14 protein-coding genes and 1 pseudogene are annotated in these 12,940 nt (G+C 46.2%); 4 read left to right on the top strand and 11 right to left on the bottom strand.

The window, feature by feature from the left end:
• Positions 1 to 137: 137 nt before the first annotated feature.
• Positions 138 to 434, bottom strand: a pseudogene (locus AAAU26_RS09045) (DNA polymerase Y family protein); the annotation flags it as partial.
• Positions 435 to 635: 201 nt separating this feature from the next.
• On the opposite strand from AAAU26_RS09045, the gene AAAU26_RS09040 reads away from it, so the two are divergent.
• Positions 636 to 1,052: a helix-turn-helix domain-containing protein gene (locus AAAU26_RS09040; protein WP_015565734.1), complete on the top strand. Its 417-nt coding sequence runs from the start codon at positions 636 to 638 to the stop codon at positions 1,050 to 1,052.
• A gap of 45 nt (positions 1,053 to 1,097) precedes the next feature.
• On the top strand, positions 1,098 to 1,610 hold the full coding sequence (locus AAAU26_RS09035; RefSeq protein ID WP_008396542.1) for an ImmA/IrrE family metallo-endopeptidase: 513 nt from the start codon (positions 1,098 to 1,100) through the stop codon (positions 1,608 to 1,610).
• A gap of 73 nt (positions 1,611 to 1,683) precedes the next feature.
• Here AAAU26_RS09035 and AAAU26_RS09030 read toward each other — a convergent pair whose 3' ends face one another.
• Together AAAU26_RS09030 and AAAU26_RS09025 are read right to left on the bottom strand one after the other, a co-directional pair.
• On the bottom strand, positions 1,684 to 2,115 hold the full coding sequence (locus AAAU26_RS09030; protein WP_015565732.1) for a hypothetical protein: 432 nt from the start codon (positions 2,113 to 2,115) through the stop codon (positions 1,684 to 1,686).
• Entirely contained in the window at positions 2,084 to 2,512 is a 429-nt protein-coding gene (locus AAAU26_RS09025; protein WP_097791181.1) for an MmcQ/YjbR family DNA-binding protein, read from the bottom strand. Before AAAU26_RS09025 ends, AAAU26_RS09030 begins: the two co-directional genes overlap by 32 nt.
• 512 nt (positions 2,513 to 3,024) lie before the next feature.
• On the opposite strand from AAAU26_RS09025, the gene AAAU26_RS09020 reads away from it, so the two are divergent.
• Complete coding sequence (locus AAAU26_RS09020; RefSeq protein WP_208894439.1) at positions 3,025 to 3,465, top strand: hypothetical protein; 441 nt, start codon at positions 3,025 to 3,027, stop codon at positions 3,463 to 3,465.
• 403 nt (positions 3,466 to 3,868) lie between these two features.
• Here the strand turns inward: AAAU26_RS09020 and AAAU26_RS09015 are convergent, their stop codons facing one another.
• The 7 genes from AAAU26_RS09015 to AAAU26_RS08985 form a co-directional block, all read right to left on the bottom strand.
• Positions 3,869 to 5,119 carry an MFS transporter gene (locus tag AAAU26_RS09015; protein ID WP_097791177.1) on the bottom strand — a complete coding sequence of 417 codons (1,251 nt, stop codon included), beginning with the start codon at positions 5,117 to 5,119 and terminating at the stop codon, positions 3,869 to 3,871.
• 5 nt (positions 5,120 to 5,124) lie between these two features.
• Positions 5,125 to 5,916, bottom strand: a complete 792-nt coding sequence (locus tag AAAU26_RS09010; RefSeq protein WP_227619685.1) for an alpha/beta hydrolase — start codon at positions 5,914 to 5,916, stop codon at positions 5,125 to 5,127.
• A gap of 130 nt (positions 5,917 to 6,046) precedes the next feature.
• The gene (locus tag AAAU26_RS09005; protein WP_227619684.1) at positions 6,047 to 7,732 is read right to left on the bottom strand and encodes an ABC transporter ATP-binding protein; all 1,686 of its coding nucleotides are present in this window, start codon (positions 7,730 to 7,732) and stop codon (positions 6,047 to 6,049) included.
• A 148-nt stretch (positions 7,733 to 7,880) separates the two neighbouring features.
• The gene (locus AAAU26_RS09000; RefSeq protein ID WP_227619683.1) at positions 7,881 to 8,813 is read right to left on the bottom strand and encodes a DDE-type integrase/transposase/recombinase; all 933 of its coding nucleotides are present in this window, start codon (positions 8,811 to 8,813) and stop codon (positions 7,881 to 7,883) included.
• Between the two features lie 327 nt (positions 8,814 to 9,140).
• Positions 9,141 to 9,293 (bottom strand): hypothetical protein, encoded by a 153-nt coding sequence (locus tag AAAU26_RS08995; RefSeq protein ID WP_015565727.1) that lies wholly within the window; start codon positions 9,291 to 9,293, stop codon positions 9,141 to 9,143.
• Positions 9,294 to 9,428: 135 nt separating this feature from the next.
• On the bottom strand, positions 9,429 to 10,403 hold the full coding sequence (locus AAAU26_RS08990; RefSeq protein ID WP_015565726.1) for a nucleotidyl transferase AbiEii/AbiGii toxin family protein: 975 nt from the start codon (positions 10,401 to 10,403) through the stop codon (positions 9,429 to 9,431).
• Positions 10,390 to 11,151 carry a type IV toxin-antitoxin system AbiEi family antitoxin domain-containing protein gene (locus AAAU26_RS08985; RefSeq protein ID WP_015565725.1) on the bottom strand — a complete coding sequence of 254 codons (762 nt, stop codon included), beginning with the start codon at positions 11,149 to 11,151 and terminating at the stop codon, positions 10,390 to 10,392. The genes AAAU26_RS08990 and AAAU26_RS08985 overlap by 14 nt, the downstream gene beginning before the upstream one ends.
• A gap of 262 nt (positions 11,152 to 11,413) precedes the next feature.
• Between AAAU26_RS08985 and AAAU26_RS08980 the strand changes: the two genes are divergently transcribed.
• Complete coding sequence (locus AAAU26_RS08980; RefSeq protein WP_187357438.1) at positions 11,414 to 11,944, top strand: helix-turn-helix domain-containing protein; 531 nt, start codon at positions 11,414 to 11,416, stop codon at positions 11,942 to 11,944.
• A 60-nt stretch (positions 11,945 to 12,004) separates the two neighbouring features.
• Here AAAU26_RS08980 and AAAU26_RS08975 read toward each other — a convergent pair.
• Positions 12,005 to 12,940: relaxase family protein (locus AAAU26_RS08975; RefSeq protein WP_349181022.1), on the bottom strand; the 936-nt coding region annotated here is incomplete at its 5' end.

Genomic DNA, 12,940 nt, shown 5'->3' with positions numbered 1-12,940 from the left:
TTATGGCAAGAGGGCGGATCTTGCCATCAGGAGTAAAACGAACGTCCACTTCGACGTATCTTTTCTCACGGCGAAGGGTGTAATCACCACACATCAGAACCCCTCCTTTTACAGGTTTGTCAGAACACAGTGTGCATTACTTGCGAATCATATCGATCGTATATCTCACGAGCCAGCTTTGAAAACTTCATATATTGCTCATAGTGCGGCTCCACGATCACAAGATCCTGGCACTTCTGCTTTGCCTGCCAGATTGCCTCTCCCGTGGAAACGCCAAACGCCTTTGCTGCATAGTTCTTCGCAAGTACGATACCATGCCGTTCCTCCACAGAACCACACACTGCCACCGGCTTGTTCTTCAGTTCCGGGTTCAGCATACACTCAACAGAGGCATAGAAATTGTTCATATCACAGTGAAGAATCACTCTCTGCATCCCGTATTCCTCCTCTCCGTTTGTGAAAACATGAACAACTTTTCACGAACGCATTGACACACAGCATTTCTTGTGATACTATAATTACACGAATTGTATTTCATGCTTTCATCGTCATTATAGCAAGCACGGTTTTTCATGTCAATAGATTTTTAAGAAAAAGCGTTCGTGTTTGTCATCAAAAAAGAAAGAGGTATTCCTATGGTCTTCAAAGAAAGGTTGAAAGAAAAAAGAACAGAAGCCAATTTAACTCAGGTAGAACTTGCAGAGAAGGCCGGTGTAACCGCCCGCACAATTCAGAATTATGAACTTGGCAGCCGCAAGCCATCCAATATGGTTACGATGCAGAAGATTGCGGATGCGCTGAATACTACTACTGAGTACCTGCTGGGCAGCAGCGGCACCTATGTCGTAGAAGCTCACGAAAAAGGCGGCGCAAAAGCAGCGAAAGATATTGAAGAGCTGGTCAGTGAAGTGACCGGTATGTTCGCTGGCGGCGAATTAAGCGAAGATGCCATCGAAGGAGCTTATAAAGCTCTGACCGATGCCTACTGGATTGCCAAAGAGAACAATAAAAAATACGCCCCGAAAACGAGGCGTAAAAAATCCGATCAGTGATATTTATCGTACACACTTTTCGCTATACTGTAAACTGGAGGTGGTATGATGAATGCGGAACAGCTTTCACGGGTCGGTGAGAAACTGGTAAAACGTTGCGGTTCCAGAGACCCTTTTGAAATTGCAAGGCAGCTTGGTATCAATGTCATGCTTTGCGAAAATTTTGGTTCCCTGAAGGGAATGTACCGGGTGATTAAGCGAAATCGCTTTATTTTCCTGAATAACAGTCTGGATGAAAATATGCTGCGCATTGTGTGCGCACATGAATTAGGGCATGACCAGCTTCACCGGAATATGGCGAAAACCACCCCGATTCATGAGTTCATGCTCTACGATATGAAATCCAAACCAGAATATGAAGCCAACATCGTAGCAGCAGAAATCCTGATGGACAGCGATGAAGTCCTTCGCTACATCTATGAGTATGGATACACAGCTGAGCAGATCGCCAGTGCGATGTCCACCGACATCAATCTGGTTGCGCTGAAGGTGGCGCACCTGGCCACACTTGGATATAATCTGCACGCGCTGGAACATAAAAGCAACTTTTTGAAATAATGTACCTTCGAGGAGCCTGGACTGGCTCCTCTCTTTTTTGTTGCAAATTGTGCAGATGACGTCTGCACAATTATCAGCCTAACATCTGCATATGATAGAGATTCACTTTTTCCTCGAACGGCAGTCCCGGATCAATGCCGACTTCTTCCCACATCACACCGAACGGTGCGCCGCCATCTGTGTATCCAGCGATAAAGGCAAAACGATCATCGCAGTCCTCATACAGTTCTGCCAGACGTTCCCTCTCTTTCGCTTCCCGCTCCATTCTCCGCTGCCGAAGCCGCTGCTCTTCAGCCTGTTTTATCTGGTCGAGCTGTTCCTGTGTATAATTGACCCCCAGCTCCTGCAAATCTTTAGCGGCAGTCACAGCATCCACATGAAAGCGTTCCCGGTAATGCTTGTTCATCTTTTTCGGTGAACCGGTATAGGTGAGCAGCCACTGCTTGCCTTTTCGGAGGCGTGCTTCCTTTCGCTCAGCCTTCGTCAATTTCTTTTTCTTTGCCATTTGCGGAATCTCCCGGATTTTTTCCTGATGACTTTAAGTTGCGCTTTTTCGGTGCTGTCAGCTCATAGCTCAAAGAAAGCAGATCTTTGATAGCATCATCCAGTTCCGGCTTGCCAAGCTGAATACTGAGCCATTTTTCCTTGTTCATGTGATAGGCCAGAAAATAGCCTTTCTGCCCGCGAAGAGAGCCAATCAGTAGCAGATCGCTTTTCACATTAAGGACATCAACGATGCCTGCCTCCGGCAGTCCCAACTTATCAGCTGATACTTCCAGAACTACACCATACCATTTATTATTGTCGTTGTGCCGCAACACAGCATTCCAGTCATGCCTGGGATATTCCGGCTCTGTGCCGTACTGCTGGTGTATCCATGTAAATAATTCTTGTCGCGTCATTCCACATTGCAAGTGAAGTCAATCTATGTTGTACTTCCCACTGCATCCTCCATTTCCACAGAATTCGCAGCCATAAAAGCACGGTACGACGAGCAACAGGCAAAACATAATGCACATGAGTATATGTACCCTGTGCGAAAAATCATCTGTAAGGGCTGCGGAAAAACGTTTTATACAATTGTCAAATCGAAAAAATATTGTGACTACTACACGTGCGGAAAACTTGGCAACTGGAAACGCCAGCGACAGAAGCGGCTTGCACAGCGCACCGGCCTTGTTTGCAGGTGTTGTGGCAAAACATTTACGCCTAAACGCAAAGATGCTGTCTATTGTAGTAATGCCTGCCGTCAGAAATCCTACCGCCAGAGCGTTACGGATAAATCATGCGATCAAAAAAGACACATGGTAGAGCCGTAACGAAATTTCAAAACGATTCTGCTTAGCAGCAAACGGACATTCTGTCCATTTACCACAACCGTAACGATAGCACCACGACTGCCGATGTTATCATTTTGGAGACATCGTATCTTGAAGCTGCCAAGCCTAAGCTTGAAAAATACGATGTTTTGACAAAGCAAATCAAGGCTGCTATCAAAACGCGGAAAGAGTTACAGGCCGAGAAAAAGGCAACGCCAATTCTTAATGTTTTGAAGCATCGTGAGCTGACCAGCCGCATCGAGGATTTGACGGAACAGCTCGAAGATTTGCGCTCGGAGCGGGCAATAATCCTCATGTATCTTGACTGTGAAGAAAGTAGGGATACCGCCGAAGTCAAGAAAAGGTGTACTGCCGCAGAGACGATGCTTGAAAAGCTCGAAGTCAGCGAGGCAAAGTATTCTTATGCGCTGGATGATGCAAAAAACGCTTTTGCCGACTTACAGGAACAGGCAAAAGATTTGGACGCAGGAGAGTTATATGAAGCAAGGCTGGCTATTCGCAACGAGAAAGAATAGAACGCTGTTCAGCAACTGCAAAAGGCGTATGGAGAACAGTTTACTCCTGCTACAATGCTTCATGGCAGGCGTGATGTTGAAAAAGTTCTCAATGAAAGAGCCGAACCGCCGCAGTCTGTTCAGGAAGAAAAACGCAATCGTCAAGCAATGGCTGAAGATCCGCCGAGGCAAATACCCAAACGCAATGAAATAGAGTTATGAACCACAAACAGGCCGAGTATACGTTGATTTCGTTCTCGGCCGGCTTTCTTTTATATTTGATGTTTACAAGTGCAAACATCGCAAACAGACAAAAGATTTTGAATCCCCCAAGACTATAGCATAGCGAAAAGAACATACAAAAAATTGAAGCATATTAATAACAATTCTTACAACATTGATAAAACAATTTGATGCGGAAAAGTTAAAGTTTTCTGAAATTTGTATTTGCTGCAACACAGCAAGTTATTAAAACGCACAAAACCCCCGCTCCACAAAAAACGAGACGGTATTCAAGTGCTTGAGTGCCGACTACATTAATAATAAGTCCAAGATTTGATTGCAACAGCTTCGGTAAAACAATGTCAACAAGCGGGCCTACGACAACGTATGACAAAGGAACAAAACACCTTGCAATCATGGAACGCGATGCAAACACACGCCCCTGAAGAATCCGTGGTGTTTCCTGCATCCACAATGTGCCGGCAACCGTATTCAAAATTGGCGTAACAAATGAAAAGGAAAATCTTCCGATTGCAACAATGCAAGTAATATGTGTGAACCCCATAAGTTGCAAAGCTATGCCAGCAACCAAGCCACCAATAACGATCGTTTTATAAGTAAAATGTATTTTCTTTGAAAATGTAACAACCAAACTTCCGCATAAAATCCCGAATCCACCACAAGCCTTAATAATGCCTAGGTCAAATGTATTCCCAAGTGTCAAGCCGAAAGGCTCTATTAATGAGGTTGCGAGATTAAACGTAAAGTTTAAAATAGTAAAGTAAATCAAAAGTACACGTAAACTTCCTTGAGAAAAAATAAATTTGAATCCAAGCAAAATTTCTCTTTTTGTATTTCGTTTCTTCTGATTTTCGTTGTCCATTGAAAACTTGCTTGAATCTATCGTAACAAGAATTACTAAAGAAACAAGATAGCTTATTAAATCAATTATTATAATCCCATTTAGTCCAATTAATGGATAGAGCATTCCGGCAACAATCGGGGAAGCAATACTATCCAATGAATCAATAATCTGACTCATGCCGTTAGCAGTTTTTACTTCATCAGGAGAAACCAAAGTTGTAATTGATGCTTGATATGCATTATTATCAAAGAAATTTGCACAAGAATCAAGAAAGGTAAAAACACAAAGAACAAAATAATTGAATTCATAATAACTGACGCAAATATAGATAAACACACTTATCAAAGCGGCAATGGAGTCGGCGCAAATAATGATAGCCTTACGATTGTATTTGTCACATAAATAACCACTGAAAGGTGCTAAAAATATCGCTGGTAATATAGAGAAAAGGAGAATCAAAACCATTGGGGTCGCTTTTCCTGTGACCGTGTAAACCCAGACACTTACCCCAAATGACGTTAATCCTGTCCCCAAAATGGAAATCAATCTTGCAAACCAAACTTTCCTATAAGACGAATTGATATTCATAACTATTATGCCCTTCCGCCATCAAATGGGATGTGCTTCATCACAATCTCAAATATAAAATCACAAATGCATTTAATACATTCGGAATCAATTGAACCAGTTTCATTACGAAAGGAATGATCAATGCTAAAGACTTCCTTATGAATTATATCACTTTCAGTAGAACTAATTGAATCGAAAAAAAACAGATGTTGTTTAAAGTCGATTGCGCAATCTCGACTTCCTATAAGCAAAAGTAATGGCAAAGAGATGCTTTTGCATCCACTTAAGAAATCAATTTCAGACAGCTCATGGTAATAATTTGTATCATGCCCTGCAAATAGTCCATGTTCAACATATGTACTATACTGAGGATTTTGCTTCACGATATCATTAATGGAGTGCTTTCCATCAAGAACAATTTCAATAAAGGAATCAAATGTCCGCGCATTATACATTATTTTGTCTTTTGGTATTCCCCTTAATATATCTTGCCGAATTTTATTTTTGACAAAGTAATCCTTCGGGCCAAAAATCATTGTATCAAAAATAATTGCAGCCAATACGCTCTCTCTATTTCGATTAACTAAAGACGGAACCATTAGAGCACCAATGCTGTATCCAAAAAGAATCAGTTTTTTCCCAGAGGCAACAACATGATGCATGGCAGCGTCGTATAAGTCAATTATGTCGTTGAAACCATATTTACCACATTTATATCCGTCACTATCACCGTTCCCAAATAGTTCGACCCTTACCGTAGGAATCCCAAAATTGCTCAAGCTATACATTAAATCTCGATACGTGTTTTTACTCAATAATGGAGTATCAATTGTTGAGCAATCAATGCCTTGCAATAAAAAAGGACAAAATCATTATCGTTAGGTTTTGTAATCAGAAGTTCTATAAACAAAGTATGAACCCATCTCCCATAAAATGTTTCTTGGTTCACAAAAGGCGAACCTTATTGCATTCCGAGGTTTTGCCATCAGAAAATACTCTGTAAATCTTATCAAACCGTCCCATCATGGAGTTAGAAACATCGTGGGTGATAACAATTGCCATGCAGGGCAGGCTGAGCAGATTTTGCATCACCTGCTGCGCGGTGTCGGGGTCGAGGCTGGCGGTTATTTCGTCGGCAATTACCAAATCGTATTGCCGCAGTGCCAGGCGTGCGATGCCGATGCGCTGGCATTGACCGCCGGAAAGGTTCTTGCCGCCCTCGCTGATGACGGTGTCAAGACCGTCGGGCAGCGACTTGACCCACGTGGTCAGCCCGGCGTTCTCGACAGCGCGGGCGAGCTGCTCGTCCGAAAAATCCTCCCGCAGGCAGATGTTATTGCGCAGGGTGTCGTTAAAAAGCACAGTCTTTTGCGCGATATAGCCGACACGCCGATAGAGGGCGGTGCGGTCGATATCCCGCACCTCCTGCCCGTTGAAGCGGATGTGCCCGGTGTAGCCGGGGTAATACTGGAACAGTAGCTTCGCCAGCGTCGATTTACCGCAGCCGCTTTCGCCGATCAAGGCAATTTTTTGCCTGTCCTCCGCGCACAGCGAAGCGTCTGTCAGAACGGCATCCGCCGCCGCGGGATAAGTAAAGCCCACATGTTCACATTCCACTTGCGCGATGCGGGCAAGCTCCATGCCGTTTGTCTCGTCGCCACTGTCGGACATAGCGGTTTCCAACCGCTCGCGGATGCCCCTGGAGGATTTGAGCTTTGCGTAATTTTGCGCGATTTGGTTGCACGGCGTGACAACGAAGTTTGCCATGCTGGCAGCGGTAGACATTGTGCCCAGCGTGATCTTACCGTCAAACACCAGCAGCAGACCGATAAGCAAAATCACCGGGAAAATCAGGTTGCTGATCAGGGAGGTGTTCACGATGACCGCGTTCAGGCTCTGTTGGTAAGTACACTCGTTTTCCTCCGCCTGATGTGCCGCCGCCCGATGCCAGGAATCGTAAGCGTCCTCACGTAAAAAGGCACGTATCAGCTCGAAACCGCCCAGCAGTTCTTTGAGTTGCTGGGTATAGGCCGCCATTTGTCTGGAAAAATCGTCGCGCGCCTGCTTGAGCTTGGCGTTCATCCGCCGCGGAAGCACGAGCGGCGGAATCGTCACAAGGAAAACCGCCACCAGCAGCACCGGGCTGATATACAGGTAAAGCACCAGCGCGCAGACCATGATGCCGCCCCAAAACACGAGGTTGAACAGCGACATATAGTAGTCGTCGTATAGGGTGCGCAAATCGGTGGTGAGCAGGGATAAATAGGATGCGTCGCCCTCCTGATTATACTGCGCAACCGAGCGGCGGAGCACGCCGCCCATGATACGCCCGCGTATTTGCTCGACCGCCTCGCAGGCTAATTTTGTAAAGGTGCGGCGGCTGAGCGTCTCAAAGAACCAGCTCAAAAAGGTGATGAGGAACACAAGGCCAAGGTAGGCGAACGCCTCCTGCTTTGATTTCGAGTCGATGAGCCATTTGAGCTGGAAGCTCTTGAGCGGCGCGAAAAACGACACGCAAACCGTAAACACGCCAAACAGCGCGACACGCCCGATGTTCTGCTTGAAATAATCATTTACCTGATGACGCATTTTCATCTCCACTTTACCTTGTCCGTAATTATTTTGAAACAAAGCCTCTTGCTGTGTATTGAAATCTCTACCTTTCTTAGTTAGGTCAAGTGTATCACAAATGATTCTACAATTCAACTTTTTTTGTGCTGTATGTCAACATTATAGTAACACTAAGGATATACTATATTGTGGGTTTGTCAATGATGTGTTACACAGAAGACAGATTCCTGTATTTAGCAAGATATTCGTTCGGAGAGAGCCAACCTAAAGGACGAATCGGGAAACGATTGTACTTGTATCGATGAATTTTTAATTGCGCTTTGAAGTCCTCAGATGAGTAGAATTTGTGGTCAGCATAGAAGTATTCGTTATCCTTGCGGTGGGAACGCTCGACCTTGCCATTGTGCCTTGGCGTGTAGGGACGAATGAGCTTATGGCGGATGCCAGCCTGTTCGAGACGCGTCTCGAACAGGCTGGGACCGTTGTCGCCGGGGAGCAGACGTTTGGTGAACTCAGTGCCATTGTCCGTCTGAACGCAAAGAATCTTGAACGGCGCAGCCTTGATCAGGTGTTCCAGAAACTGGGCGGAGGAATAGGTGCTATGCTCCTGAAAGGCTTCCAGATACCGCCAACGGGAGAATTCGTCAATGGCAGTATACTGGTAAAACTTCTCACCTGCGGCGTTTCCGACGATGCAGGACTCTGGAACAAATTTCACATCGATTTGAACACGCTCGCCCGGAAAGTGCATCTTTTCGTAAGGTTTTGGGATGTACTTGGGGTTTGGAAGCTTAACAGTCAGTTGTCCCTGACGGCGCAAAACTCGATACAGCCCTGTAATGGAACGTTTATAGCCTTTCTGACGCAGTTTTACCCAGAGTACGACCAGACCGGTATTGGGATTTCGTCTGCGGAAGTTGGTGATCTGTTGAAGTTCTGCTTCAGTGTGTTGGTTCGGATGGTGGTGCGGTCGGTGTGATCTATTGGCAAGAGATTGAATATCGCCGTTGTATCTGCGTTTCCAGCGATAGATATACTGACGATTCACGTTGTACTTGATTGCTGCCTGTGTGACCCCGTGCTTCTCTGCATAGCTTAAAAGGGATTGACGGAACTTCATGGTTTGTGTTACAGTATTCATGGCGAATGCGTTGTCCTTTCTGTGCGTGTTTTGTGTAGCAACTTAACTATAACACAGGACGACCCATTCGTCTTTCTTTTTATTCGACTTTGTAACACATCTATTGTAATCCTACAAATTTCTGTCTGCATTCGAAATTTTAACTGTTGACTTTTCTCCTCAATTTCGATATGCTGTTCTTGCTTTATCCGTTTCATTTTGCACTGTTAACGTTAAAGCAAAAGACCAGAGTTGTAAAGTCTTTTGGCTAAATAACTCTGGTCTTTTTGTTGGGCTTGTGCAACAGCCCCTTTGCACTATTCTATTTCTTCTGCATCATCCAGCTCATCACAAATGTGCGTGTACCCAAAGCACTTCATATTGCTGCTGGGCAAGTGCTTTGACCTCAGTGCGGCGATCATGCGTCCTGCGCTTTAACCAATCTTTTTGTTCTTTGGAAAGCTGCCACGGAAGATTCAGCAGCCGGTTGACCGCCAGCATCTCAGCTTTCTTTTCCGGTGGCAGAGCAGAACAGGTTTGCAGATGTGGGCGGCATGACCTTTGCCAGAGAATTTCTCATTTGACTTATACTCGCTGCAGATTTTGCAGTAATGTCTGTGCTTTTTCATACTGGCCTCAGTCCCTTTCAGCTCCGGGCTTATTCTGCCTATCGCTGCATTTCCAGAGTGCCATCGGATGCTGGCCGATGCGCGAGAGAATATCTGCGTCTTGGAAAAGCAGCTCCGGGCGGTATTCCTGCTGGCCAAACGAAGTCCAGAAGGAAAGCTCCCGTTCGTCCGGTATCAGCAGTTTTTCCAGATAGGCGATGACCTGTTCATGCGCTTGCTGCGCATCGAACCAAGTGCCACGACGCAATACCGGGATAAGGTCGGTTTTGACACGCTGCTGGGACACCGAGGCGATCTGCTCAAAATGGAATCGGTCTGGAACGTTGTCCGAGCCAATGGTGCTATAAAACATGACACACTTTTTCAGCATGGGTTCCTGCGATTCGTCAAACAATCCATACTCCATCATTGTATGTATATCATAGAGGTCACGGGGAGCTGCACGGTTAAGAAGTGCAACGATCTTTGAACCGTAGATTTCCAGCGGATCGACGCTCAAAGCAGTAAGCTCCTGCTCCAGCCAAGGCAGATTGACCGTCCTGCGCACCGGCGCTAACACATGGCAGCGAAGCATATAATTGATCTCGATTTTGAGGTTGTCTTTCATCCCACCAGCATTTTGGTACTCATAAACAAAGGAGTCCAGCGCATGATACGTTTTGGATTTCTGGCTCAGATGATACCCTGCGGCGGCCATGTATTTACTGATCCGTTCCGTGATCTGCTTCCTTATTGCGAGCATTTCCTCACGAGGAACATTTTCAGAAAAGTCCATGTCGATGTCAACGGACAGCCGTGGCAAATTGAAGATAGTCAGGTTAATGGCCGTTCCGCCTTTCAGCGCCAGCGCGTTGGAAAGTAGCACATCCTTTTGAATAAAATCCAGCACATCGGCCAGACGGCAGACCTTTTCAAAGGTATCGCGGACAAAGCCCAATTCACGGGCTTTCTTGCCCAAAGTCATTCTGTCAAATTGCATCATAGTCTGTTACCCCTTTATCTATCGTGTGCATCAGATTTTTCGGTGCATACAGCTTCCATTCCTCGTGCCAGATGAAGCCTTGGCTCTCGCTTGATAAATAGGATTTTCCTTTCGGGAGGTGCGATTTGCACATGGCGAAAAAACTATCCGAGAGGCCGAGACCGCCTGCAAAGGTGGACAGGATATAGCCCGTTTTTTGATAGAGGAAGCCGCTTTCATACTCCGCAAGGCAGGCCAAAAGCGTTGCTTCATCCAGCGTGGGGATTAGCGCAAGGCAGCGCAAAAGTTCTTCCAGCCCACCGATTTTCTCAAACAGATTGACAGAATCAATCACCGTCCGCTCCAGCGTTGTGACACGGGTGCCGTTTATTTCGGTGATACCGCCAGTAATGCGAGGAGCAATCCGCCGGTATGTCACGCCGTCGTATTCAAAATCCCGGAACCGGCTCTCGCTGGTCACTTGCGTTTCGTAAAAGACCTGATTGCTGTAACCGTAAAACTCGAACGCGCTGTGATACGACACAGCGGCATCGTTACTGATGTGAGAGGCGATTACATAGCGGTTGGCAATGGGCTGTTGGTTTTCCAGACTGATGGCAACATACAAATCCCGCTTTACGCGCTCGATGTATCCTTTCTTTTGATACTCACGGCAAAGCCATTTGGCCGCAGCTTCGCTGCCGGTGATCTGCTCCAGATCGTTTTTGCTGAAGCAGCCTAATTCCAGCAGCTTCTCATAGTGCTTCATAATGCTCACCTCTCTAATATTCGTAGACATTATAGCACGGAGAGATAGTTTTTGCAACCTCTTTGAGTAAAAGCAAAAACGAAATTTATAAAAAAGCAAGCCGAGGCGTTCGCCCCGGCTTGCGCTTTAGCTATGGATGAAGTTTTTCATGGCTGCGTTTGCGCCTTGCAGCTTGCCAAGCCCCTGCACAGCTGATATGCTCCCCATAGAGTAGACACTCGAAATAACAAAAATTCGAGACTACACTATGGGGAGCATTATTATGTCAAAACGGACACCAGAAGAGATCATCCATTCAGTGAAGCGATATCAACAGGGAGAAACAAGTCAGGGAGCAGAAGCGAAACGGTTAGGAGTAAGCAAACAGGCATTTCAGGATTGGGTTAGAATATATGAAACCTATGGGGAAAGCGGGTTTTTGCGTACAGAGAACCGACGATATTCAAAGGAACTAAAACTATCTGCTGTACAAGCCTACCTTAACGGAGAAGGAAGTCACGCAGCAATCTGTAAAAAGTACGGAATTTCATCAAGAACACAGTTGCAAAACTGGATTAAGATGTATAATGGTCATAAGGAATTACGGCCCAGCAGAGACCGAGGGAGTGATATCTATATGACCAAAGGACGGACTACGACATACGAAGAACGGATTGAAATTGTCAGCTACTGCATCGAGCATGGAAATGACTACCATGCCACGATTGAGAAGTACGGAGTGAGTTACCAGCAAACCTGTTGGTTACACCAACATACACAATCGAAAGAGATAAACCATTCCGTTAAAGATTGAACCAACGAAAAAAGATTGCCGGGTGCCGACCTCTTGCGGTCAACTCCCGGCAATTTGTTCTTATCGAGCCTGCTCGTTCTCCTGTGCTGGCTTTTCCTCCGCAAAAAATCGTTCTACGTTTTTCTGTGCCCGAACCAGTTCCTGCATCTCATTCCGTGCCTTGCGGTAGTCCGGGTAGGCTGCTTTCTTTTTGGTCAGCAGTTCTGTAAACTCCGCATCCAACGCCTTGACCTTCGGCAGCTTTTGAAGCCCTGCCTCGTCAAAGGCAGCTTTCGCCGCCTTGTGCAGGGTGATTTCCTCCCGGTGAGCTTCCAGAAATGCCTTGCTGTACCCGGCTTTCCGATAAGCGGCGTACACCTCACGGGTCTTAGCATAGTTGATGATGTGAGTTTTCAGGACAGCAATTTCTGTCAGCCTTGCTTCTGCTGCCTTGATGGAATCGCCCATGGCATGATAGCGTTCCGTTGCCGCTGCTGCACTTTCCCGCAGTTCTTCGGCGCTGCCGATTTTCTGCTCCTGTAAAAATAGCAGCGTTTTGGACATCTCTTTCAGGTTGAACTTCGTTGCCCATTTTTTGTAGCCGACACTTTTGCCCTGTGCCATTTTTCCCTGAATATCCACCAGCAACTGGAAGGGCTGTTCTTTCGGCGGCTGCTTCTGGTACGGCTGGTGTTTCGCCTTGCCCTCCAGCACCGCCTTGATTTCCTCCTCACTGTACCCGGTGCCCAGAGTGCGGAACCGAATAAAACGTTTCTGCCGTGCACCCTTGACGGAGGTGTACTTGCCACGCTTCACCTCATAGCCTTGCTGCTCCAGTTTTTGCAGAAACGCTTCGTAATCCTCCGGCTTTTCTGCAAGGATGGTGTCGATGATTCCGCACAGGCGGGCACGATTGCTTTCTTTCGGCGGATAGAGAACGCGCTTCTGCCGCTCCCGGTAGGGCTTCTTTTCAATGACGGACAACTGGTGCTCTAAGCAAATCAGGTCACTCAACCG

It is taken from the genome of Faecalibacterium longum, assembly GCF_040094125.1.
Taxonomy (GTDB): Bacteria; Bacillota; Clostridia; order Oscillospirales; family Ruminococcaceae; genus Faecalibacterium; species Faecalibacterium longum.
This window is presented reverse-complemented; position numbering and strand designations above follow the sequence as displayed.

Bases quoted from the DNA above. Each gene is read 5' to 3' on its own strand.
- AAAU26_RS09040 (WP_015565734.1), top strand. From the start codon at position 636: ATGGTCTTCAAAGAAAGGTTGAAAGAAAAAAGAACAGAAGCCAATTTA.
- AAAU26_RS09035 (WP_008396542.1), top strand. From the start codon at position 1,098: ATGATGAATGCGGAACAGCTTTCACGGGTCGGTGAGAAACTGGTAAAA.
- AAAU26_RS09030 (WP_015565732.1), bottom strand. From the start codon at position 2,115: ATGGCAAAGAAAAAGAAATTGACGAAGGCTGAGCGAAAGGAAGCACGC.
- AAAU26_RS09025 (WP_097791181.1), bottom strand. From the start codon at position 2,512: ATGACGCGACAAGAATTATTTACATGGATACACCAGCAGTACGGCACA.
- AAAU26_RS09015 (WP_097791177.1), bottom strand. From the start codon at position 5,119: ATGAATATCAATTCGTCTTATAGGAAAGTTTGGTTTGCAAGATTGATT.
- AAAU26_RS09000 (WP_227619683.1), bottom strand. From the start codon at position 8,813: ATGAATACTGTAACACAAACCATGAAGTTCCGTCAATCCCTTTTAAGC.
- AAAU26_RS08995 (WP_015565727.1), bottom strand. From the start codon at position 9,293: ATGCTGGCGGTCAACCGGCTGCTGAATCTTCCGTGGCAGCTTTCCAAA.
- AAAU26_RS08990 (WP_015565726.1), bottom strand. From the start codon at position 10,403: ATGATGCAATTTGACAGAATGACTTTGGGCAAGAAAGCCCGTGAATTG.
- AAAU26_RS08985 (WP_015565725.1), bottom strand. From the start codon at position 11,151: ATGAAGCACTATGAGAAGCTGCTGGAATTAGGCTGCTTCAGCAAAAAC.
- AAAU26_RS08980 (WP_187357438.1), top strand. From the start codon at position 11,414: ATGTCAAAACGGACACCAGAAGAGATCATCCATTCAGTGAAGCGATAT.